Here is a 23,324-nt window from a genome sequence, read left to right as displayed (position 1 = left end):
TCTCTACTTAGTTGTAGCGTAATCAGCAATATTTAATTTTTGAGCAAAACTATTTGAACCAGTAATTGTGAGAGTCGAATTGTTATCACTAAATTGAATAGCATTAACATCAACATCGTTAGCAGTTGCAGCAAGACTAGCAATTTGGTCAGCTTCAGCAATCGTCAGATTGTTCAAGTCCGCAACCACTATCTTCTTACCATTAAGTGCTGCTTGAGCAGTATTAATTTTCTTAAGAGCATCATTAACTTGCCCAATAGTTGAGCTACCTGTGTTAATCTGATTACCACTAGTAATAGCCGAATCATAATTATCACGCAAGGTCTTAGCTGATAATTTATACGCGTCACTGCCTTTAACAGTTGCAGCTTGGTTGAGAGCTTGTTGCAAGGCAGTCTTGTCTGATGGCATGGCAACCGTAATATCATTTTTAGCATCTTGCGGCGTATTTACTGGACTTAATTTTGGTCCACTAATTTCGCTGACATCGTCATCTTTAATATAACCACCATTTTTATCACTTTGCAGTTTATAGAATAATTCTGCCTTATTATCTGCTGAAACCCAGATGTACCGCAATTCAGTTACGCGTGCAGTATGACCTTTGGCAAAAGTTTGGGTTGGTTGCACAACTCCCAAATTGTTATAAACACTGGCATCTTTACCCAAAGTAATGATAGTTTGCGAATGGTCGACACCTGGCTTATCATTAGCGGGTTCAAGCTGTTTACCAGTAATTACACCAACATTACTCTTCTTAACCCATTGATCGTCACCAGGATAATTACTGTCGTTAATGTGGAAGTATAGTTTCTTGCCAATGTATTGTAATTTATCAACTGTAACTTGTTTACCTTTTTTGATTGAGTCATGTTCAGTATTACCCTCGCCATCATAAATATAGGCATTATGATTCAAGGTAATGACAGTTGATTCCTTTTGATCGTCACTTGGCTTATTAGCAGGTTTAGGCTTGTTATTAACTGGCTTTAGGTCCGGGCCCGTTGTGCTGGCTACATTAGCTGACTTGATAAACTGATCGGTCTGACCACTTATTCTGTAATACAATTTTTTGCCAATATAAATTAATTGGTCAACACTAACTTTAGTACCTTTTTTAAGCTTCTGCTTATCGGTCTTGCCATTAGCATCATAGATGTAAGCATTCTTTTTTAAAGTAGCAGTGGTAGTCTTAGCTTTTTTTACTTTCTTGCCATCGACATAGCCAACGTTAGTCGCCTTAACATAAGCATTATTGCCTAAAGAATAATACTGCTTACCAGCGATTTTTTTCTTGCCGTTATAATTGAGCGTCACACCTTTAGCAATAGTGGTATACTTCGAGCTACCCATATATTCCTTTAAGCGCTTACCGTTTTTGTCATAAACATAAGCATTATGGCTTAATTTGATTGTGCCCTTCTTGGAAGCAGGTTTCTTAGTTGAAGTCTTCTTAGCAGCCTGTACGGTTGTCGCTTGAACCGCAGGTACTACAGGACTTACACCCATTAGCGTTGCAGCCGAAACCATTAGCAATTTATGACTTAATTTCATATATTTCTACCTCACATCAATTTTAATCAATTATTTATCCAATATTGTAACTTAAATACTTGCTGTGTAAACCATTGTTACCAAGTCGTTAATGATTCTTAACACAATTACCTTTTTGTAAAAAAGGTAATTCGTTATTGCCAATCTGTACTTTTAGATAAAGCTAGTTTTTGCCAATAATCTGGCTTGTTAACTTGTCTGCCGCGGGCAATTGCCAGTTCATGGCGACCAACATCCTTAGTAATTGTTGAATCTGCGGCCACAAAAGCATGATCAGCTACATTAACTGGAGCAACCAGCGTCGCGCCAGAACCAATAAAGGCACAATCACCAACATTGGTATGATCCTTTTTAACGCCATCAAAATTAGCAAAAATTGTACCACAGCCAACATTTACTCCGCTACCAAGTGTTGCATCACCAATATACGTTAAATGACCAACCTTAGAGTTAGTACCGATAGTCGCATTTTTGATTTCTACAAAGTTACCAATGTGAGCACCGCTACAAATAATCGCTTGGGGACGCAAGTGCGAATTAGGACCGATATCCGTGTGATCAGCCATTTCAGCTTCTTCCAAAGTTGATGACGTGATAGTTACAGCATCACCAATCTTTGAATTGGTAATCCGTGAACCCGAAGTAATCAAGCAATTGCTACCAATTTCAGTAGTGCCTTTGATAACAACATTGGCCTCAATCGTCGTATCGCAAGCAATCTTGACACTGGCATCGATATAAGCCGTATCTGGATCAACAAAAGAAACACCATTCTGCATATGCTCTTCGTTAATTCTTTTTTGCATGATTTTAGTAGCTTGAGCCAGTGCCTTACGATCATTAACACCAAGACTTTCACTAAAATCATGCATTTTATAAGCACCAACTCGCTGACCTTCATTACGCAAAATTTCTAATACATCAGTCAAATAATACTCGCCCTGAGCATTATCGTTATTTACCTTTTTTAGCGCAGCAAATAACTGCTCATTATCAAAGCAGAAAACACCAGTATTGATTTCTTTAACTTTTAGTTCATCAGAATTACCATCTTTTTGCTCAACAATTCGTAAAACATTATCTTGCTCATCGCGAATAATTCGACCATATCCATATGGATCAGGCGCTTGAGCTGTCAAAACCGTAGCGGCATTACCCTTTTTTTGATGATAATCGAACAACTTTTGTAGTGTTTGACTAGTAAATAATGGAGTATCTCCAGTAATTACTAACGTTGCACCAGTTTTATCTGCTAATTCGCTTTGTGTGGTTAACACTGCATCACCAGTGCCTAACTGCTTTTCTTGCAGAACAAACTTAGACTTTCCCTGTAAAACCCGCTTGACATCGTCAGCACCATTACCAACAACGGTCACAACTTGATCAGGAGCAATTGCCTGCGCTGCATCAACTACATGTTCAACCATCGGTTTACCACAGACTGGATGCAAGACCTTATACAGCTTCGACTTCATTCGGGTACCCTTGCCAGCGGCAAGGACAACTACAAACTTTTTCATTAATTTTAACCTCTTTATATTCTTAAATTGCAACTAGATTCTAGTATATCATTTAATACTAAAAGCGGTTAAAATCGGTATGATCCACAATGTTGCCAGGTTGGGCTACGATATTGCCTTTTTCACTATCAACCTTTTCGATTTTGACTAAAGAAAGATGCCCTTCAATTAACTTCACATCATCAAAATCTGCTTCACACAAAACGCAAACACCCGCAATAGTACTATTAAATTCTTTGACTAATTGCTGCATCCCTGTCAAAGTACCGCCGGCCATCATAAAATCGTCGACTAGCAAGACATTGGAGTTTTCTTCCAAGACCCTTGTTGGCAATTCCATCTTGGAAACCCGATCTAGAGAGGATGAAATATAGTTCACGGAAACCGAGGCACCTTCTGTTACCTTAGAATGTTTGCGAGCAATGATGAAAGGAACGTTTAAATACTGCGCAACTACTTGAGCCAAAGGGATCCCTTTAGTTTCTATTGTCATTACCACATCAATATTGGAGTAAGCATAGCGCGTCGAAATTAACTTACCGATTTTATCCAAATATCTGGGATTGCACAAAATATCAGATAGGTAAACAAATCCTCCCGCCAAGATTCGTTGGGGGTCTTCGATCAGCTCAACCAATTCTCGAAGATATTCTTGAGCATGGCTTTTACCCCAAAACGGAATATACCGTACCCCTCCTGCAGCTCCTGCTAAAGTTTCTAAAATTCCGTCCTGGTTGCTAGCTAAAGTGTGCTTTAAGATTGCTAAATCCTCAGAAATCGATGATTTAGCTGCACCATAACGCTTTACAAAAAACGGTAGTGGAATTAATTTATGTGGTCGTTCCATCAAATATTTAGTCATATCTACTAACCTCTCTGAACGTTTCATAATTTCTCCTTTCTAATGTTTGTCTTTTAGTCTTTTAATACTATACCTTAAGCCAACAAAAAAGACACCAACATTTTTACAAAATGTCAATGCCAAAAGTTCTATTGCCTAATTTTATTCGGTTGCCTTAGCTCCGTCATCAAATTTCAAAGAAATATTTTTGGTTAACAAATCAGTGTAACTGTAAGATACATGTTCAAAATTATTCTGATCTTGATCTAAATCAACTACAAAAACTGCTGGAAAGGTCTCTCTCAAAACACCGCGGCGTTTTGTGATCTTCTTACGACCAGCTCTTGCAACAACTGTTATAGGATCACCTAAATGTGAATCCAACTCCTGCTTAATGGTAATAATTGATGTTGGCACTAAATAACAACTCCTTTAAGGGTCGATTTTACCACATTTTAGTAATTATTGCAATTATTACTAAATCAGAGCAGATATCTGTCATGTGCTAGAATAGGAACCAATTATAATTAGAAAGGTTGATAGTTTTTTATGCAAGAAAATCAGACTACTGAGCAACGTCATTTATCAAGTCATCACCACATGCGTATTCAATGGAAAGAGTTTTTTAAAAGTCCAGATGACACACCACTTAAAAATATTACCTTAGTTGAAAAAGGCTCGTTAGTTGGCAGAATTGGCTTGATGCTACTATCCTGTGGAACTGGGGCATGGCGGGTTAGAGACTCGATGAATATTATCGCCCGAGCGCTTAAGATTACCTGCTCAGCTGATATTGGCTTAGTTTCAATTAACTATACTTGCTTTGATGTTAACAACAAATCTTATTCACAAACTCTATCTTTACCAACAACTGCAGTCAACATGAATAAACTTAACCAATTGGAAAACTTGGTACGCCAATTTGAAACTGGACAAAAAGAATGGACGATCGGTGAAATTCATCAAACTCTAGATCAAATTAATCATCATAGCTTAAACTATTCAACTATCACTACTGCTTTGTGTGCTGGAATCGCCTGTTGCTGCTTCATTTTCTTGCTTGGTGGCGGTCTTCCAGAAATGTGCTGCAGTTTTCTTGGAGCACTCATTGGCAACTATGTTCATGGACTAATGGGTAAAAAGAAGATTACCCTAATTGCTAAAATCGCAGTAGCAGTTGCTATATCTTGCGGAGTTTATTTTTTATGCTTTTTAATAGGACAAAAATTATTAGGTTGGCATCATGATCACGTTTACGGCTACATCGGTGCCATGCTCTATGTGATTCCTGGATTTCCATTTATTACTTCGGGACTTGATCTATCTAAACTAGATATGCGCTCAGGTTTAGAACGCTTAACCTATGCAATTCTAATCATCATGATTGCTACGATGGTCGGTTGGGGCGCAGCATTAAGCCTCAATCTAACGCCTGGTTCAATGCCGCAACTACATTTAAATTTTTTACTACTAACTTGTTTCCGATTACTTGCCAGCTTTGGCGGAGTGTTTGGTTTTTCAATTATGTTTAATTCTTCATTACCAATGGCAATCGTAGCAGCGCTGATTGGTGCTTTAGCCAACACACTACGCTTAAGTTTAGTCGACTTAACTCATTTACCAGCTGCTCTAGCAGCCTTTATCGGAGCATTACTTGCCGGATTAATTGCTAGTTTTGTTCGAGATAAAGTCGGCTTTCCGCGAATTGCGATTACAGTTCCTGCTATCGTCATTATGGTACCTGGACTATATATGTATCGCGCAGCATTTGATTTTGGCGTCACCCAGATTAACGTTGGTGCCTATTGGATTATGAATGCGCTAATGATTATTATTGCATTGCCAATGGGGCTTTTAACCGCCCGCATCTTAACTGATGCTAAGTGGCGTCATGCAGATTAAATTTGCCCACGAAAAAAGACTGAAATTTAGTTGTTTCAGTCTTTTTTGATTATTTATGTTCTGCCTTAGCAACTGGTAAGAAAAATGAGCTCACTAAACCAACCAATGCAAAAATTAACATCAAAATAAAGCCCCAATGATAACCCTGTACTGCCCCATTATTTGCACTAGCATGAGCCGAGTTTAAGGTAATTACCATCATCACTAACGCTGTACCAAGCGAACCACCGATTTGACGAATTGTAGAAGAACCTGCATTAGCATGAGCAGTTAGTTTGCCAGCAACTTGGTTAATTCCAGCCGTAAAGGTTGTCATCATTGTAAAAGAAATCCCTACCATTCGTAGAGCATAACATGAAGCTATCAGTACCAAACTGGTCTGATTATCAAAATCAAGCATCGGCAAAGTGCCTAGTAGCAACATCATAAAGCCAAATAGTGATAATTTCTTGATCCCCAGCTTATCATATAGACCGCCCGAAATCGGATTACAGATAATCATAACTAATGCTCCTGGCATCATGACCAATCCAGCAGTCAATGCGCTTTGACTACGGGTTGTCTGCAAATATAGCGGCAAGACTAACTCAATCCCGACCATCGCAATATTACTAATGGTACTTAGCATTGTACAAAGGTCAAACTTTAAATTTTTAAAAACGCGCACATCTAATAGTGGCTCACTTAATGTTAATTGTCGCCGGCAAAATAGATAAATGATCACCAAACCACCAATTAGACATAAGCCTAAGATGAGCGTAATTTTCCCAGTATTACCAATCTCAGACAGAGCGTACAAAATTAAGCCAAAACCGAAAATTGCTTCTAAAAACGAAATAACATCAGTGGTAACATTTTTAGGCGTAGTAATATTTTGAATTGCAAAGCTCGCCAATAGTACCACTAATCCACTAACTATGCTTAAAACAATGAATAACATTTGCCAGTCGGCATACTTTAAAATTAAACCAGAAATAGTTGGCCCAACTGCAGGTCCAAAACCAATTACTAATCCAGTAATTCCCATTGCTATTCCCCGTTTTTCAGGAGGAAACATTAGCAAAATCACATTTTGAATAAATGGCATTAAGCCACCAGCTGCAACAGCTTCAATGATTCGACCAATCAGCAATACCGGAAAATTAGGTGCAAAAACACAAATAATTGAACCAGCAAAAAAGATACCCATCATTGTCAAATAATTCTGCTTTAGGCTAAACGATTCGAAAATCCAAGCTGACATTGGAATCATTAACCCAACTACTAGCAAATAACCCGTAGTCAGCCACTGAGCTGTAGCCTGAGTAACATTAAAAGAACGCATAATTGTTGGCATTGCATTATTCAAAAAAGTCTCAGCCAGCAATGATACAAACGCACCAAATAAAAGTACGCACATCATCCAAATTCTTTTTGATTGAGAAATAGTTTTGCTATCCTGTTTCATTTTTACTCCTTTTATGTAGTAAGCTACCTTTTTAGAAAAAAACTAAAAATTACCAATAATTTTATTTAAAAATTGTTCTAATTGGGCAGTTTCTGCTTCGGTGAGACCCAACACAATTTGCTCATTAATCCCATTCATGATTGTATGAATCTGAGCAATATTCTCTTTAAGTAAAGCAAAACCTGTTGCCGATAAAGTCAAGACAATTTGTCGTTGGTCACTTTTTAAACGAGCAGTTTCAATTAAGTTGCTAGCTTCGAGTCGCCTTACAATTCCCCGAATAGTCGGATGACTCAAAACAAATGTATCTGCAATTTCCTTCTGAGTAACAGTTCGGCCGCCAGCATCATATAAGTAGACCAACAGTGAAATTTGGGCACCAGTTAAAGAATAATCTGCAAACAAATTCGCAAACTGCTTATTTAATTCTTTTTCAATCAATGTATTGGCAATTTTAATTTTTGGTCCTAGTCGCTGTAAAAGTAGCTTAGTAATTTTTTGTTCCATAATTATATAGCATACTACATTTATTGCTGTTTTTCCACAATATACAAAAAATACGAAACTACTAGAGTTCCGTATTTTAATAAATATTAATTATAGTTCTGTCCCATTAGTAGCAATCACATGTTGATACCAGGCAAAAGAATCTTTCTTGTAACGCGCTAGACTGCCGTGACCTTGGTCATCTTGGTCAACATAAACAAAGCCATAACGCTTGGACATTTCGTTACCACTAGCACTGACTAAGTCAATACAACCCCAAGGTGTATAACCAATTACGTCAACGCCATCTTCTAAGGCTTCACCAATCTGCTCAATGTGATCATGCAGATAAGAAATTCGATAATCATCATGAACTTGGTGATCAGCAGTTAGCTCATCTTTAGCTCCTAAACCATTTTCAACAATGAAAATTGGCTTATGGTAGCGATCATAAATCTTATTTAGTGAGACTCTTAAACCAACTGGGTCAATTTGCCACCCCCAATCACTAGTCTTAAGGTACGGATTCTTCTTAGTACTCATCAAATTGCCAGCGGTTTCTTCTCCTTCACCACCAGCGATACCCGACATATAGTAACTAAAACTGACAAAGTCACAAGTATTTTCCTTGAGAACCTGACGGTCTTCAGGGGTAATATCAAGAGTAACATGATTATCTGCAAACAAGCGCTTAGCGTAGCTAGGATATTCGCCATTTGCCAAAACATCCATCATCAAGAAGTTAGCATGATCAGACTCAACACTAGCCATCACGTCTTCAGGCTTAGAAGTAGCTGGATAATTCTCAATTCGCGCAATCATCGATCCCATTTGAGCAGCAGGATCAATTTCATGAAGCAATTTAGTTGCTTGGGCTGCTGCTACTAATTGATGATGCATGGCAGTATAGTTAACTTGAGTTTCTGATTGATCACCATTTTTATCAGCTAAAATTCCGCCAGCCAGATAACCAGTCATTGTAATAAAGTTCATTTCATTAAAGCTAATCCAGTATTTGACCTTGCCCTTGAATCGCTTGAATAAAATTTCTGCATAATGAGTAAAAGCAGCAATCGTCTTCCGATCCGCCCAACCATTTTGCTTAAGTGACAAAGCCAACGGAAATTCATAATGACTAATAGTTACTAATGGCTCAATATTATATTTGAGCAATTCATCGATGACATTCTCATAGAACTGCAAGCCCTGCTCATTCGGCTCATCATCATCGCCATTGGGCAAAATTCGTGCCCAAGAGATTGAAAAGCGGAAGGTTTTAAAGCCCATCTCAGCTAACAATTTAATATCTTCTTTATAATGATGATAAAAGTCGACACCATAACGCTTAGGATATAGGCCCGCTTGATCGTTTAGCGCAGCCTCAACCTTTTCAGTAGTCATCGGTGCAAGCATTTGCTGCATCCTTAGTTTAGGATCTGGTTCATACTTGGCAGTATCAGCAGTTGTCCAACCTTTACCATCTTCTCTAGTCGCCCCTTCAAATTGGTTGGCAGCCGTAGCACCACCCCATAAGAAGTTTTCCGGAAAACGATATACTTTACTCAATTAAAAGTTCCTCTCTATTATTCAACTGCTGCGGCGATGTTATCGCCAACAACAATATCTTCAGCCTCAACCATCGAAATCACATCAACATAATCGGCAGTATTAGTTACAATACATAAAACAACTGGATCATAACCTGCAGACTTAACTGCCTCAACGTCCATTTCCATTAGTAAATCACCTTGATTTACATGGTCGCCTTTTTTAACATGAGGGATAAAATGCTTACCCTTAAGTTCAACTGTATCAACTCCCATGTGAATTAGCAACTCAACCCCATCGGTACTCTTTAGCCCAATAGCATGATTAGTTTCCGCAACTAGTGTTATTTCTCCTTCAAAAGGTGCCACGATATCATTAGCACTTGGTTCAATGGCAGTAGTCTCACCCATAATTTGCTTAGCGAATGTATCATCTTTAACTTTCTCTACTGGAACATTTTTACCACTAACTGGAGCAACAATCTTAATCTGCTTGCCAGTACTTTGAACAGGGGAAGTTGACTCAGTTTCAGTATCAGCAACTTCTTCAGTCGCTTTACGCTTGCCATCACCATCAAAGCCAATTAACCAAGTAGCAACAAAAGCAATCACAAAAGAAACAATTGAAACAATAATCGTAATAATCAAATTCATACTATTATGCGGATCAATGAATCCCGGAATAGCAATTAACCCTGGCATTGACATCCCAAATGATTTGGTTTGGAAGATATTCATTATGGCACCACCAATACCACCACCAATAATAGCGGCAATTAGCGGACGCTTTAACTTCAAAGTCACACCGTACATTGCTGGTTCAGTAATTCCTAATACAGCAGAAATACCAGATGATAAGGAAACTTGTTTCATATCTTCATTTTTAGTCTTGAAAAATACAGCAAAAGTAGCACCAGCCATTGCAAAAGTAGCACAAATAGTTGATGGCGTTAAGAAGTTATCAAATCCCTGTTGACTAAAGATTTGTAAGCCAATTGGACTTAGTGCCCAGTGCATCCCAGTCATGACTAACAATGGCCAGAAGCCACCTAATAAGGCTCCTGCTACAAACCCAACATTATCAAACAACCAGAGGATGATACCAGCTAATCCATTACCAATATAATTACCTAAAGGTCCTAAAATAGTTAACGTAACCGGTGCAACAATTAACATAGTTAGCATTGGACTAAACATAATCGTAATTGATTTAGGCATCCAACTCTTAACCCACTTGTAGACATACTTTAAGAACCAAACGGCTAGCATAATCGGAATAACAGATGAGCTATAAGATAGATAAGGCATTGGCAATACACCAAATAACTTCAGCGTGGCAATATGCTTACCCGCAGCTAGCGCGTTATAGCCGTTAACCATTGTTGGATATAGCAAAATCCCGGCAATACTCATGGCCAAGTATTCATTGGTCTTTAACTTTCGTGCTGCAGAAACTGCCAATAAGAATGGCAAGAAGTAAAAAGCACTATCTGAAACCATTTGCAAGATTGCAAAACCAGCGCTACTTGGTGCCATTAACTTGAAGGATTGAATAATTGCAACAACCCCTTTTAATAGACCCGCACTGATCACGGCCGGCATAGCTGGCGTAAATGTTCCTGAGATAAAGTCCATTAACCGACTAATAACATTTTCTTTTGGCTTTTCGTCCGACTCATTATCATTAGCAGCAATATTGCCTAATTGGCCTTGTACCGCATCAAACGCATCCTCAACTTCATTGCCAATAATTACTTGAAATTGGTCACCTGAAAATTGTGCCCCCATTACGCCATTAACTTTTTTGATTTCATCCAGTTTAACAAGATCTTTATTAACTAGGTTAAAGCGTAACCGCGTTACACAGTGCCAAGCATTAGTGATATTCTTTTTACCACCCGACAGTTCAATTACCTGCCGCGCCAATTCATTATAATCCTTTTTCATTTTTTCTCCTTTTTCAAAAAAATAACCAAATAAAACTAAAGTACTCCTCTAGTTTTATTTGGTTATGCCTGATTTAACAGTAACAGTCCAAATATTATTGTCTTCTCGTCACGCGATCAATATGCAGAGTTAGATAAAATAACTCCTCTTGACTAACTTGACAAGCAATCTTTTCCGTTAACATTTCTCCAACCTGCTGGGCAGCTTGATAAGCTTTTTGATAATTCTGCTTTACAATCGCGAGTAGTTGCGGATCAACTTGGGAAACTGGTTCTTTGCCGTGATGCATTTGCCGCAAAATAAAGAAGCGTAAATGCGTCACAAAACGCACGTAATTAGCAGAATTCTGATCCAAAATCAATTGATAGTGATACTGCACAATTTCAATTGCACGATTCGTTAGTTCAGCCAGTTTAGCACTTTGCTCCTGCCCAATATCATTGTTGCTTTGCGCATCAACATAATGATAAGTTAAAAAGGTTAGTTCACTTTTTGGTAGTCTAATTCCCGTTTGCTGCTCAATGAAATACAATGAATCAAGAGCAGCATCATATTCTTCAGGATAAGTTTTTCGCACTTCCCAGCGCAAATTTTCGGGATAATCCGTGTTTGCACCACGCTTTAAAGCATAATCCAAATGATCAGCTAAAGCTAAGAAGTGACTGTTATTAAAGTCAACGTTTTTTAAACGTTCTTGCACCCTTTTCGTCAATTCCTGCGTTAGAGTTAAGACCTGTGGGTCAATATCTTCAAAAGATTTACCAACAACTTGACTATCTTGCTTCAACTCTTCTGGACGAAAAACACGTTCAATTTGGCTATCAGCTATTTTTTGATTTACTTTTTTATTAAAAGAAATTCCTTTACCACCAACAATTACATGTTCATCACCATCAAGTGCCCAAGCAAAATTGTTATTGATTTTCTTTTGAAAGTACATCGCATCACCTCTATTCACTCCATAAAAAAATACGCTAAAGAAAATTCCACTAAAGTAGAATCAGCCGGAACATTCTTAAGCGTAGGTTATGCCGAATAATTAAATCCGTAACAGTCCTATTTTTCATTCGCTTACTATAGCAAACATAGTAAGCGGTGTCAACAGTATTTTTAACTTAATTTTTAGTTGCTTTTCTCATCCAAATATAATGGATTAAATAACAAATTGCTACAAATGGAATTGTACAATACAATGCGATTCGCTGTTGCGGATCAAACCAAATTAAAATGCAGGATAATCCGCTAGCAATTAAGGCAAAGTATGGTACAAACGGCCAACCAGGCGTACGAAATTTCAATTCACTTAGCTGATGGCCTTCTTTTAAAAAGCGTTTGCGGAAGTTAAGTTCACTTAACGCAATCGCCATCCAGACAATCACGACAGCTAAGCCAGAAATCGATACTAATACTAGATAAACGGTATCAGCTGCTACAACACTAGAAACTAACGCAAAAATCCCACCCAGCATACTAAAGACTAACGCCACATTGGGTGCACCGTTCTTGTTAGTCTTGGCAAAAAATTTAGGAATCGTCCCTTCATTACCTAGTGACCATAACATTCTTGACGAAGCATACAACCCAGAATTAGCTGCCGAAACAATCGCAGTTAACACTACAAAATTCATCAGATCGGCTGCAAACGGAATATGCATTTGCTTTAAAACATAAACAAAGGGACTTTGGGTAACTCCTGCTACTTTGTAGGGAATTAAAGCTGATAAGACAACAATACTCCCGACAAAGAAAATAATTAGCCGCCACAAAGTTGTGTGAATTGCTTGTGGAATCGTCTTTTCTGGATCTTTAGCTTCGCCAGCTGTCACACCGATTAGTTCAGTCCCAGAAAAGGCAAAGTTAACAGTTAACATCGTCGTAAAGACGCCATACCAACCATTAGGGAATAAACCATTTTTAGTCAAATTACTTAATCCTGGCGCATGATGCATCCCTTCAAGCGGAATAACCCCAATAATTGCCAAAAAGCCTAAGATGATGAACCCAACAATCGCAAACACCTTGATGGCTGACAACCAAAATTCACTTTCAGCAAAAATGCGTACCGAAAAGAAGTTAATCAAAAAGATTACTACCATAAATACCAAGCTCCAGCACCAGACTGGCACTTGCGGAAACCATTGCTGCATAATTAATCCGGCCGCCGTGAATTCTGAGCCTAAAGCGATTGTCCATGTTAACCAGTATAAGATCGCAACCACAAACCCCGTTGCTGGTCCAATATAGTTTTTAGCATAAACATGAAATGACCCTGTATAAGGCATCGCCACTGCCAATTCGCCAAGACACAACATTACCGTATACACGATCAGTGCCCCCAACAAATAAGCCATAATTGTTCCAACAGGTCCAGCTTGATGAATAGTATAGCCGGAACTCAGGAACAGTCCTGTTCCAATTACCCCACCTAACGAAATCATACGAATATGTCGTGATTCCATTTTACGTTCTAAATGTTTATTCTTACCCATACTTTTATTCCCTCTTGTTTATGTGGATTAAATAAGATTATAATAATTAAAATAATATTACTGTTACTTGCTAATTACAATAGTTTTTTAAGGAGATACGATGGACTTATTACAAACTTGCCAATATAAGGGACTGGTACTGGACGGTGCTATGTCCGATGAGTTAGAAGCACAAGGCGTGGATACCAACAACAAATTATGGACAGCAACTGCACTAACTAATAACTTACCAGCCGTGTATCAAACTCATCGAAATTATTTACAGGCTGGTGCGCAATTAATCATCACCAACACTTATCAAGCTAATGTTCAGGCCTTTGAAAAAGCAGGTTATACTAATCAGCAGGCAAAAAACTTTATTGTCGATGCAGTCAAAGTCGCGCTAAAAGCTAGAGATGACTATGAAACAATTACTGGTAAACATACCTTCGTTGCTGGCACAGTTGGCGCTTATGGCGCTTATTTAGCCGATGGCAGCGAATACCGTGGTGACTACAATTTAGCGGATGCAGAATATTTAGCTTTTCATTTACCGCGTTTGAAGACCATTATTGAGCAAAAGCCAGACTGCATTGCGATTGAAACCCAACCCAACCTAAAGGAAGTTAAATGCCTTTTAACTTGGATGGAAAACAATTATCCTAAATATCCAGTTTATGTTAGCTTTACTTTGCGCGATGCTCAAACTATTAGCGATGGCACTAGCCTAGCCGCAGCGATTACTGTAGTTAATCAATTCTCCCAAGTTTTTGCAGTTGGCATTAATTGTACTAATCCTAACCTAGTTACAGCTGCAGTTAAGGTAATAAGGCCACTAACTAGTAAGGAAATTGTGGTTTATCCTAATCAAGGTGCTTCTTATGATCCGACTACTAAGACTTGGCAAGACCTACCAGAAAAGATCGATTTTTACCAAGCAACTAAGAAATGGTATGCTGCTGGTGCTCACCTAATTGGCAGCTGCTGCACCACTAATCATGAGCAGACTGCAGAAATTGCTCGAGCATTTGATGAGATTAACTAGTTGCGTCAGAAAAAGAGTAGCTCAATGCTACTCTTTTTTGGGTTGTTCATTTGCTCCATAATACTTTGGCTGTGACCAATTAACTTCAACTTGCGATAACCACCTATGCAATCGCTGCCCCAACTGCTGCGTCATTTCACTGGTCATTGCTAATTGCCGTTGGCTAATCTGATCAACATGAACTCCAGCTAAGACAACGCACAATCCTGGAAGATTATCCTTAATGATAGTCAAGATTTGTTTAGCTAAAATACCATCTTTATGCAAGCGATTATCATGACTAGGAAAAGGACGATCCTGAATATCACCAGTCTGATCAACAAAACAAACCGTACCAATATGTGGATGATCACCGCCAAATATTTTAATTGCCAGATCAGGACCAATAAATTCTGCTTCCAGTGTAATTGTAAAACCCAGTGCTGTTACTGTTGATTGAAAACTTTGCTTTGTCATAATTTATCCTCTTAATATCTTATTTGCTACTTTTTTCTAAACCGAGTAAGCTGAATAGATAACTAATTTAGTTATAGTTTATTTTAGAGGAGCTGAAGCTAGATGACAAATAACAAATGGGACTTACGTAAAGTCCTGAGTGAAATTGAAGACGATCCGCAAAACTATCATGAAACCGATGTAGCTGTCGATCCTGATGCAGAACTAGCTGGTGTTTACCGTTATATCGGTGCCGGAGGAACTGTTGAGCGTCCTACTAAAGAAGGCCCAGCAATGATGTTTAACAACGTCAAAGGTTTTCCAAATACCCGTGTCTTGATTGGACTAATGGCTAGCCGTAAACGGGTAGGTAAAATTCTCCATCATGATTGGCGCACTTTAGGGCAATATTTTAATGATGCTGTAACTACACCCGTGGCGCCAGTTTTAGTTGACGAAGCAGACGCGCCCAGTCACGAAGTAGTGCATTTAGCAACAGAGGACGGCTTTGACCTACGCAAATTAGTAGCAGCACCAACCAATACCCCGCAAGACGCTGGACCATATATTACCGTTGGTGTCGTCTTCGGTTCCAGTATGGACAAGTCAATTTCCGACGTGACTATCCACCGGATGTGTATTGAGGGCAAAGATAAATTAGCAATCTACATTATGCCAGGCGGTCGCCATATCGGTGTATTTGCTGACGAATACGAAAAAGCTAATAAACCGATGCCAATTACTATTAGTATCGGACTAGATCCCGCTATTACCATTGGTACCACTTTTGAACCGCCAACCACCCCACTTGGTTATAACGAACTAGGTGTTGCTGGAGCTTTACGTAAAGAAGCCGTTGAATTAGTTAACGGTGTCTCTGTCGATGAAAAGGCGATTGCCCGTGCTGAATACACCATTGAAGGCTATATTATGCCCCATGAAAGAATTCAAGAGGATATTAACACCCACACCGGTAAAGCAATGCCTGAATTTCCTGGTTACGACGGTGATGCCAACCCAGCTGTTCAGGTCATTAAGGTCACTGCCGTAACACACCGTCAAAATCCAATTATGCAAAGCGTAATCGGTCCTAGCGAAGAACATGTTAGTATGGCAGGCATCCCAACCGAAGCCAGCATTTTGCAATTAACTAATAAAGCTATTCCAGGCAAAGTCGTTAATGTATATAACCCACCAGCAGGCGGCGGTAAACTAATGACTATCATGCAAATTCATAAAGATAATGAGGCCGATGAAGGTATCCAGCGGCAAGCTGCCATCTTAGCTTTTGCTGCATTCAAAGAATTGAAAACAGTCTTTTTAGTTGATGAAGATGTCGATATCTTTGATATGAATGATGTTGTTTGGACTATGAACACCAGATTTCAAGCTGACAAAGACTTAATGGTTTTATCTGGGATGCGTAATCACCCATTAGATCCATCGGAGCGGCCAGAATATGATCCGAAATCAATTCGGTTCAAAGGAATGAGTTCCAAACTAGTAATCGATGGTACAGTGCCATTTGATATGAAGGATCAATTTGAACGAGCACAATTTATGAAGGTACCAGATTGGCGTAAATATTTGGAGTAAGTAATAATGAAGAAAATAATAATTGGCGTTTCTGGCGCTTCTGCTACCACTTATGCGATTGACTTACTCAAGAAAACCAGCCAAATGCCTGACGTTGAAACTCATTTAGTCATGAGCACCTGGGCTAAAAGGAACTTAGCAGTCGAAACTAGCCTAACCCTAGCAGAAGTTACAGCTCTAGCTAATTACACCTACGATGAACACAATCAAGGTGCAGCTATTGCGAGCGGGTCATTTCTAAGCGATGGTATGGTAATTGTGCCAGCCAGCATGAAGACTGTATCAGGTATCGCTCAAGGATATGCCGACAACCTGATTGGACGAGCTGCCGATGTCATGATTAAAGAGCAACGTAAATTGATTATCGTTCCGCGCGAAACACCACTTAGCGTTATTCATCTTGAAAACTTGACTAAACTAGCCAAAATTGGAGTACAAGTTATTCCACCAATTCCAGCCTTTTATACTCAGCCTAAAACTATCCAAGATTTACTTGATCATCAAACAATGAAAATCTTAGACGCGTTAGGAATTAAAAATGAAGTAGCTAAACGCTGGCAAGGAAAGTAAAAAAATTTACTAAATTTAATAACCCCCGAAATTAGTTGTTCTAACTTCGAGGGTTATTTCATTATAGTTAAATTATCTAAATTAGAGAAAATAAAGTTCCTATTTTTTGGTTTAATCCTGCAAACTCTTAGCTACAAAATTAATTTCATAAAGCATTGAACCTGCAATTGTTTCTGTTTTTCCTGAACGAGTAATTTTCAATTCTGTGGTCGCCAAAAATCTAGTATAGGTTGGTTGCATTTCCATTTTATCAAACTGTTTCTGCGCAGCAGTAGGCGACATTCCATAGATATCAATCGTATTGATCTCCTTAGGGTTGCTAATAGTATACTCAACTTGAATATCCGGATGTGTAAAAACGTAATGCAATTTTTTAGGCATCACCTTATTGGTTTCTTTTTGCACATAAGTATCCAAAATCTCAACTTTAACATCATCAGCACTGGTATTTTCAAAAATTCGCTTGCCCTGATTATCATCAATAGTTAATAATGGGATTCTCGGTTGGCCAAAGCGATCAGCACCGACCATGTCATAAAGTAAGACACTATAATTACCAATGTTTTGTCTACCCCAAACCCAATGATGAAAAGCATTGACAGGACTGATATTAAACCATTGGTGGTTATAATAAGCCGATCCAGTAACTGCTTTTTCTTCACCTGCAATTGTCACCTTACCACTAACAGATAGTTTAGTTACACAAATGAAGTTATAATAATATTCATCATTTGGTCCAAAGGTAATATAACCACTACCAGGTCTAAACGGCTTCACTTGAGCTTTAAAATGCAGATCAACTGCCGTCTGGTGCTTAACAGACCTCTTGCCTTCCATTACGATTTCTTGATCAGGCTCTGGCTCAATATGAATATCATATTCTTGCCAGTCTTTACCAACTAAAGTACTAGGACCCCATTTTAAGTCAAGCTTATCCCGACTAGAGAAGGTATCTTGCACGTCATACAACCGATAATCATAAAATGGCTTACCAGCTGCACTAGTATAATTAATAGCAACGTTCGGATTATCCCCTGCCTGATCAACATGATCAACTGACTTAGGTCTAAAACCCAAGACAAGCGTTGATTTATCATCAAAACTGCAATCTAAGTACCAAACTTCAGCATGACCCGGTTGATCATTATCCCTGCGACCATCTTCTGAAGCTTCGACTTTGTTTGGGTTAATTCCTAACTTTTTATAATCCTCAGGACGATTCATAATTCTACCTTGTGACATTTTAATACCTCCTGCTAAGAAAAATTTAGCTCTAGTTAGTAAATATTATTTATTTTCTGGTAATTCAACGTGCATTTCAGGAATTTCTTGCCAAACGACATGGTCTAATGACGGCACTCCGCTCAATGAAGCTGATGCTGGGACTGCAAAGTCAAGAAATGCTTCGCGAAATTCTTCAGCTGTTGGATCCTCTTGTGCTGAAAGCATTGTCTTTGCATAATCATCATGATTGGTCGATTCATCAATTAACATCCAAATCTCACGGTCAGGATTGTCTGGATCCTCACGGAAAAATGTTCTAGATAAAGTATATCGAATCAATGCTGGATTCTGGCGTTGATAGTCCAAAGCCTTATCTAAAGCCGCTACCATTTTTGCATGGTTCTTCTTTAACACATAATAGTGCATTGTTTCTATTTCGGTCAATTTTATAGTCCCTTTCTATATCTATAAGCTACCTTTCACACTAAATAATAAACTTAAGTTTATTATTTATTATGACTGAAGTATAATACGAATATCGCTTATGTCAACCAATAAACTATAACTAAAAGTTTAATATCACAGAAGGTAACTACTTATGACCAAATCAGAAGACAAACGAATTCAAAAAAGCAAACATGCAATTAAAGAAGCTTTTTGGCAGCTACTGGAAACCAAAGACTTTTCGAAAATAAGTATTAAAGAAATTCTAGCCCTAGCTCAAGTCAACCGCGCAACTTTCTACAAATATTTTGCTAATAAATTTGCATTGCTTGAGTCTGTCGAGCAAGACTTAATTTCTGAGTTCGAGCAGACAGCTAATCAAGCGCCGCAATTATTCACTAAGGAACTTGATTCTGCACAACTTGAAAATTACTATCACGAATTTATCAATTACATTTATCATAATAAACAAAAATTTTCTGTTTTGTTATCTAGTGCAAGTGCACCAGCATTCATTAGCAAATTAACTACAGCAGATCAAAAGATCTGGCAACAAAAACACTTAACTGAATATCTTGCAATTCCAGAAAACTATGCTTCAGCAGCTCTAACCGGATTAATTATTAACCTAATCGTTGAATGGGTGAAAACCAATTTTCAAAAAAGTCCTCAAGAGTTCAGTGAACTGTTAGCTACCATTATTAGTCCAATCATTACTAATGGAATTTTCTTTAACTATCAAACATAGTCTGACTAAACTCCACTTTTATTCCCAGCAAAAAAATTGACACATGACTAATATCAGCTTATGGTGAAGTTGTATAGTAGTAAGTAAATTACTAGCAATCATAAAGGACGAATCACATGACACAACGAGCACGTTTAGCTGATACTAGCGAAGATTTTAAGAAATATGATATAAATAAACACACAATTGCCACTTGGGAAGATGGTATTAGAACTAATCCAAATACCAAAGGAACTTATGAATGGTGGTATTTTGATGCAAACCTAAATGATGGTTCACAATTAGTGATTACCTTTTTTGCTAAATCCGCGGTTAATCCTGGTAGTGAGTTGGAACCTTCTATAGATATTGAACATACTCAAGCAGATGGCAGCAAAATTAGCGATCATCTTGAATTTACGCCAGCAGAATTTTCAGCTGCCAAAGATGATTGTAATGTCAAAATCGGGCAAAATTACTTCAGAGGCAATCTAAAGCATTATCAAATCGGGGTGTTTTCTCCGAAGATTACCGTTGAACTAGAATTTGACAACGTCACTCCTGCCTGGCGGCGTAATGTCTGTATCTTTTTTGGTGATCACGATGAAAACAACTTTGGTTGGTTACCTGCCACTCCGCGCGGAAAAGTTACTGCTAAAGTAACCATTGCGTCAAAAGAACAAACTTTAACCGGCGACTGCTATCATGATCATAATTGGGGCGATGTCGCTCTAATGAAAGTTATGCATCACTGGTACTGGGGGCGCGCTAATATTGGCGATTACACGGTTATTTCTAGTTATATGACTGCTGAGAAAAAATATGGCTACCAAAAGTTACCAATTTTCTTTTTGGCTAAAAAAGATCAAGTTTTAGCTGACAATCCTAAATATATGACCTATTCTGAACAAGACAAACAAATTGATGAACAAACAAAAAAGCCTTTTCATAATCAAATTATTTACGATTATAATGATGGTAAGCATCACTACAAAATATCTTACCTTCGCGAAAAAACAATCAGCAGAATCTCTTTCATCGATCAAATTTCTGGAATTAAGAAGTTATTAGCCAAATTAGCCGGCTTTGATGGCGCATACTTACGGTTCTCCGGTAAGATTAAGTTAGAGGTGTTTGATGACGACCAAGTTATAGAAACACAGTCTAGCCAAGGTTTATGGGAAGAAATGTATTTTGGTAAAACGCTGGATGTTTAAAAAATAGATAAATCAAAAATAGTCTTAATAGCTCTTTATTCCAGCTATTAAGACTATTTATTTTAAGCCATATTAGTAACGCACGTATAAGTCCCTATACTAATTTTTCATAACTGTGAATTGGTGTCTTTAGAACGCCATAAGCATCTTGAACACCTAACCAACCAAACATTTGTGAAACTATACAAATGTTGATTGTTGTTTGCCAGCCCAATGCTGAACCAGCTGTAGTACCACCAGCATACAAGCCTTCAATAGGTCTACCTTTACGGTCCATAACTTGACCATGAGGGCCAATTACAATTCCACCACGCGTACAGCAAGGAGTTGAAGTAATTCTAGAAGCATAAAATGGTCCTTCATCAATTGAATTAAGCCAAATAGGCTCTTTAATGAAGTCACTATCTGTACCCTGAGCACACATTTCATTGTAGCGCTTAACTGTAGCTTTTAACTTATCTACCGGAACATTAATCTTAGCTGCCAATTCTTCAATAGTATCAGCTTTAACGGTAATACCATCCTTAACATCACGTTCCAACTTCTTACGATTATTCATACCTGGTGATGGCCAACTAGTAGTTACACCACCAATGTGCAAGACACCATTTTCTTTGGTCTTAGCTTTTTTATCCAACTTTTCTTCTGTCTTGTCATCAAAGATTGACCAGGCTTTATTATCTGGTGTTTGCCAAAAAATGCCATCTGCAATTCTCATTTCATTGGCTGTATCACAAAACAATGGATTTTCTCCAGCCTTGTACCCACCTTCATTAATGAAGCGTTCACCATTATGATTAACATACAATTGCGGTAAACAAGCATATGCTGGCCAGTAAACGATGTCAGCTAAACTAGTCGAGTTTGTATGATTATTAAATCTAACATCTGAAGTTAAAAAGCTATCGCCCCAAGCAATTGATTCCATATCAGCACCAGCTTGTAAAGCCATAATGTGGCCATCTCCAGTTGATTGCGGGTAAAACATATCATGAGAATATCTTTCCTCACGTGGATAGAAGTCCTCCATCATTTCTTGGTTCTTACCAAAACTACCGGTAGTTAAAATAACGCCTTTATTAGCATTATATCTAATATATTCTCCAGCTTCATTTTTAGCAATTATACCCGTAACCTTACCATTACCGTCTTGAACCAATTGCTCACCGCGCATATTCAAAATAATCTGAGCACCATTTTTTTCCATGTACTTCTTTAACGGTACAAACCAATCTGGTTCTGGATAACCTGGTCTTCCATAGGAAATACCATATGGGCCCCATCCTGGTTCAAGTTCCAACCTAATATCCGAGTTTTCTTCTATAATCGGCTTAATCCAATCAATTAAAGGACCACTCTGATCAACAAAAGAGGTTACCACTGCTTGATTAGCCATCGACCAGTGATCATCGCGCATTAAGTCACCAATAATTGTTTCTCTTTCCTCAGCTGTAAAAGTTTTACCAGCATCACGTTGAAATTTTGAATCAAAAGCCCATTCAGCTTGACGAACAGCAGCAATATGTGGCATCTTATCTATAACTATTGTTGAACCTAATTCTGATGCTTTTGCAGCGGCGACCATTCCGCCTAAGCCTGCTCCAACTATCACAATATCAGCTGTTCGAGTTTCTTTGATATCCTCTATATCTTGTGGTTTCTTACTCCACTTTTCAATGATTTCAGTACTTGTAGTCATGTTAACTTCCTTTCTCAAGTAAAACGATTGTGCCTACAATGTTGTTATACTATAGTATTTTTGAAAGCGCTAGCTTTTGAGGAGTTATTGTGACAGATAGTAAAAAATGTAACAAGCAATATACTGAAAAGGAAACTTTAACCAAAAAATATCTTTTTATTGCCTTAATTCAACTAATGCAAAGAAAAAAGTTTATTAAAATAAAAATAAGTGAAATTTGTAAACGGGCTGGAGTTTCAAGAACCTCGTTTTATCGCTATTATACTCACAAAGAAGATATTCTAATTAACTATTTAGATAAAGACTTCAAGAACTTTTTTAGTCAAACCATAAAAAAGAAAGATATTACTAACCATGACTTTTGGAACGCCTTTGTAGATAAGGTACTTAAAGATGACTTTATCGACTTTTTAGAAGATCATGATTTAAATGAATTATTAATTACTAATACCAATATCTATACCAAAGAAATGGTAGAAAAATTTTTTAAATGGGATTTAGAGAGTGGAAATAATAAGCAATTATTTTATTACAGTGTTGGTGGTTTGCAAAGCTTAATGACCTATTGTATTTTAAATAGCAATAAGGTTTCCAGAGAATCAATAGTTGCAACCATTGAACAATGTTTTCCAGATTTACAATAAAATTTATTCTT

General features: G+C 38.0%; 21 protein-coding genes. 7 read left to right on the top strand and 14 right to left on the bottom strand.

What is annotated here, in order from left to right:
* Nucleotides 1–3: 3 nt before the first annotated feature.
* From OZX56_RS01565 to OZX56_RS01550, 4 genes are all read right to left on the bottom strand, one after another.
* Nucleotides 4–1,554 carry an SLAP domain-containing protein gene (locus OZX56_RS01565; protein WP_277139936.1) on the bottom strand — a complete coding sequence of 517 codons (1,551 nt, stop codon included), beginning with the start codon at nt 1,552–1,554 and terminating at the stop codon, nt 4–6.
* Between the two features lie 134 nt (nt 1,555–1,688).
* Nucleotides 1,689–3,074, bottom strand: a complete 1,386-nt coding sequence (glmU, locus tag OZX56_RS01560) for a bifunctional UDP-N-acetylglucosamine diphosphorylase/glucosamine-1-phosphate N-acetyltransferase GlmU (protein WP_277139935.1) — start codon at nt 3,072–3,074, stop codon at nt 1,689–1,691.
* A gap of 58 nt (nt 3,075–3,132) precedes the next feature.
* Complete coding sequence (purR, locus tag OZX56_RS01555) at nt 3,133–3,963, bottom strand: pur operon repressor (protein ID WP_277139934.1); 831 nt, start codon at nt 3,961–3,963, stop codon at nt 3,133–3,135.
* Between the two features lie 114 nt (nt 3,964–4,077).
* Nucleotides 4,078–4,332, bottom strand: coding sequence for a Veg family protein (locus OZX56_RS01550; protein WP_277124792.1), 255 nt, complete (start codon nt 4,330–4,332; stop codon nt 4,078–4,080).
* A 132-nt stretch (nt 4,333–4,464) separates the two neighbouring features.
* Here OZX56_RS01550 and OZX56_RS01545 point away from each other — a divergent pair, with 132 nt between their 5' ends.
* On the top strand, nt 4,465–5,817 hold the full coding sequence (locus OZX56_RS01545) for a threonine/serine exporter family protein (RefSeq protein WP_277124794.1): 1,353 nt from the start codon (nt 4,465–4,467) through the stop codon (nt 5,815–5,817).
* Between the two features lie 49 nt (nt 5,818–5,866).
* Here OZX56_RS01545 and OZX56_RS01540 read toward each other — a convergent pair whose 3' ends face one another.
* From OZX56_RS01540 to OZX56_RS01515, 6 genes are all read right to left on the bottom strand, one after another.
* Nucleotides 5,867–7,264 carry an MDR family MFS transporter gene (locus OZX56_RS01540; protein WP_277139933.1) on the bottom strand — a complete coding sequence of 466 codons (1,398 nt, stop codon included), beginning with the start codon at nt 7,262–7,264 and terminating at the stop codon, nt 5,867–5,869.
* Nucleotides 7,265–7,306: 42 nt separating this feature from the next.
* Nucleotides 7,307–7,771: a MarR family transcriptional regulator gene (locus OZX56_RS01535; RefSeq protein WP_277139932.1), complete on the bottom strand. Its 465-nt coding sequence runs from the start codon at nt 7,769–7,771 to the stop codon at nt 7,307–7,309.
* Nucleotides 7,772–7,861: 90 nt separating this feature from the next.
* Entirely contained in the window at nt 7,862–9,316 is a 1,455-nt protein-coding gene (locus OZX56_RS01530) for a family 1 glycosylhydrolase (protein ID WP_277139931.1), read from the bottom strand.
* Between the two features lie 17 nt (nt 9,317–9,333).
* On the bottom strand, nt 9,334–11,244 hold the full coding sequence (locus OZX56_RS01525; protein ID WP_277139930.1) for a beta-glucoside-specific PTS transporter subunit IIABC: 1,911 nt from the start codon (nt 11,242–11,244) through the stop codon (nt 9,334–9,336).
* A 94-nt stretch (nt 11,245–11,338) separates the two neighbouring features.
* Nucleotides 11,339–12,184 (bottom strand): PRD domain-containing protein, encoded by an 846-nt coding sequence (locus OZX56_RS01520; protein ID WP_277124804.1) that lies wholly within the window; start codon nt 12,182–12,184, stop codon nt 11,339–11,341.
* Nucleotides 12,185–12,359: 175 nt separating this feature from the next.
* On the bottom strand, nt 12,360–13,733 hold the full coding sequence (locus OZX56_RS01515; protein ID WP_277139929.1) for an amino acid permease: 1,374 nt from the start codon (nt 13,731–13,733) through the stop codon (nt 12,360–12,362).
* A 100-nt stretch (nt 13,734–13,833) separates the two neighbouring features.
* On the opposite strand from OZX56_RS01515, the gene mmuM reads away from it, so the two are divergent.
* Complete coding sequence (mmuM, locus tag OZX56_RS01510) at nt 13,834–14,757, top strand: homocysteine S-methyltransferase (protein ID WP_277139928.1); 924 nt, start codon at nt 13,834–13,836, stop codon at nt 14,755–14,757.
* 27 nt (nt 14,758–14,784) lie between these two features.
* On the opposite strand, the gene OZX56_RS01505 is transcribed toward mmuM, so the two are convergent.
* On the bottom strand, nt 14,785–15,213 hold the full coding sequence (locus OZX56_RS01505) for an amino acid decarboxylase (protein ID WP_277139927.1): 429 nt from the start codon (nt 15,211–15,213) through the stop codon (nt 14,785–14,787).
* A 102-nt stretch (nt 15,214–15,315) separates the two neighbouring features.
* Between OZX56_RS01505 and OZX56_RS01500 the strand changes: the two genes are divergently transcribed.
* Nucleotides 15,316–16,788, top strand: a complete 1,473-nt coding sequence (locus tag OZX56_RS01500; RefSeq protein ID WP_277139926.1) for a UbiD family decarboxylase — start codon at nt 15,316–15,318, stop codon at nt 16,786–16,788.
* A 6-nt stretch (nt 16,789–16,794) separates the two neighbouring features.
* A complete protein-coding gene (locus tag OZX56_RS01495) occupies nt 16,795–17,358 on the top strand; it encodes a UbiX family flavin prenyltransferase (RefSeq protein WP_277124814.1) in 564 nt (187 codons plus the stop codon).
* A 111-nt stretch (nt 17,359–17,469) separates the two neighbouring features.
* Here OZX56_RS01495 and OZX56_RS01490 read toward each other — a convergent pair whose 3' ends face one another.
* Together OZX56_RS01490 and OZX56_RS01485 are read right to left on the bottom strand one after the other, a co-directional pair.
* The gene (locus OZX56_RS01490; RefSeq protein WP_277139925.1) at nt 17,470–18,600 is read right to left on the bottom strand and encodes a lipocalin-like domain-containing protein; all 1,131 of its coding nucleotides are present in this window, start codon (nt 18,598–18,600) and stop codon (nt 17,470–17,472) included.
* A gap of 45 nt (nt 18,601–18,645) precedes the next feature.
* Entirely contained in the window at nt 18,646–19,026 is a 381-nt protein-coding gene (locus OZX56_RS01485; RefSeq protein WP_277139924.1) for a hypothetical protein, read from the bottom strand.
* A gap of 154 nt (nt 19,027–19,180) precedes the next feature.
* Between OZX56_RS01485 and OZX56_RS01480 the strand changes: the two genes are divergently transcribed.
* Together OZX56_RS01480 and OZX56_RS01475 are read left to right on the top strand one after the other, a co-directional pair.
* A complete protein-coding gene (locus OZX56_RS01480) occupies nt 19,181–19,774 on the top strand; it encodes a TetR/AcrR family transcriptional regulator (protein ID WP_277139923.1) in 594 nt (197 codons plus the stop codon).
* A gap of 116 nt (nt 19,775–19,890) precedes the next feature.
* A complete protein-coding gene (locus OZX56_RS01475; protein ID WP_277139922.1) occupies nt 19,891–20,970 on the top strand; it encodes a lipocalin-like domain-containing protein in 1,080 nt (359 codons plus the stop codon).
* 94 nt (nt 20,971–21,064) lie between these two features.
* On the opposite strand, the gene OZX56_RS01470 is transcribed toward OZX56_RS01475, so the two are convergent.
* Complete coding sequence (locus OZX56_RS01470) at nt 21,065–22,669, bottom strand: FAD-binding protein (RefSeq protein ID WP_277139921.1); 1,605 nt, start codon at nt 22,667–22,669, stop codon at nt 21,065–21,067.
* Nucleotides 22,670–22,758: 89 nt separating this feature from the next.
* On the opposite strand from OZX56_RS01470, the gene OZX56_RS01465 reads away from it, so the two are divergent.
* Nucleotides 22,759–23,313: a TetR/AcrR family transcriptional regulator gene (locus OZX56_RS01465; RefSeq protein WP_277124826.1), complete on the top strand. Its 555-nt coding sequence runs from the start codon at nt 22,759–22,761 to the stop codon at nt 23,311–23,313.
* Nucleotides 23,314–23,324: the final 11 nt, after the last annotated feature.

The sequence above is a fragment of the Lactobacillus sp. ESL0684 genome, assembly GCF_029392675.1.
GTDB lineage: Bacteria > Bacillota > Bacilli > Lactobacillales > Lactobacillaceae > Lactobacillus.
The sequence above is the reverse complement of the archived record's forward strand: the minus strand, read 5'-3'. Positions and strand labels throughout refer to the sequence as shown.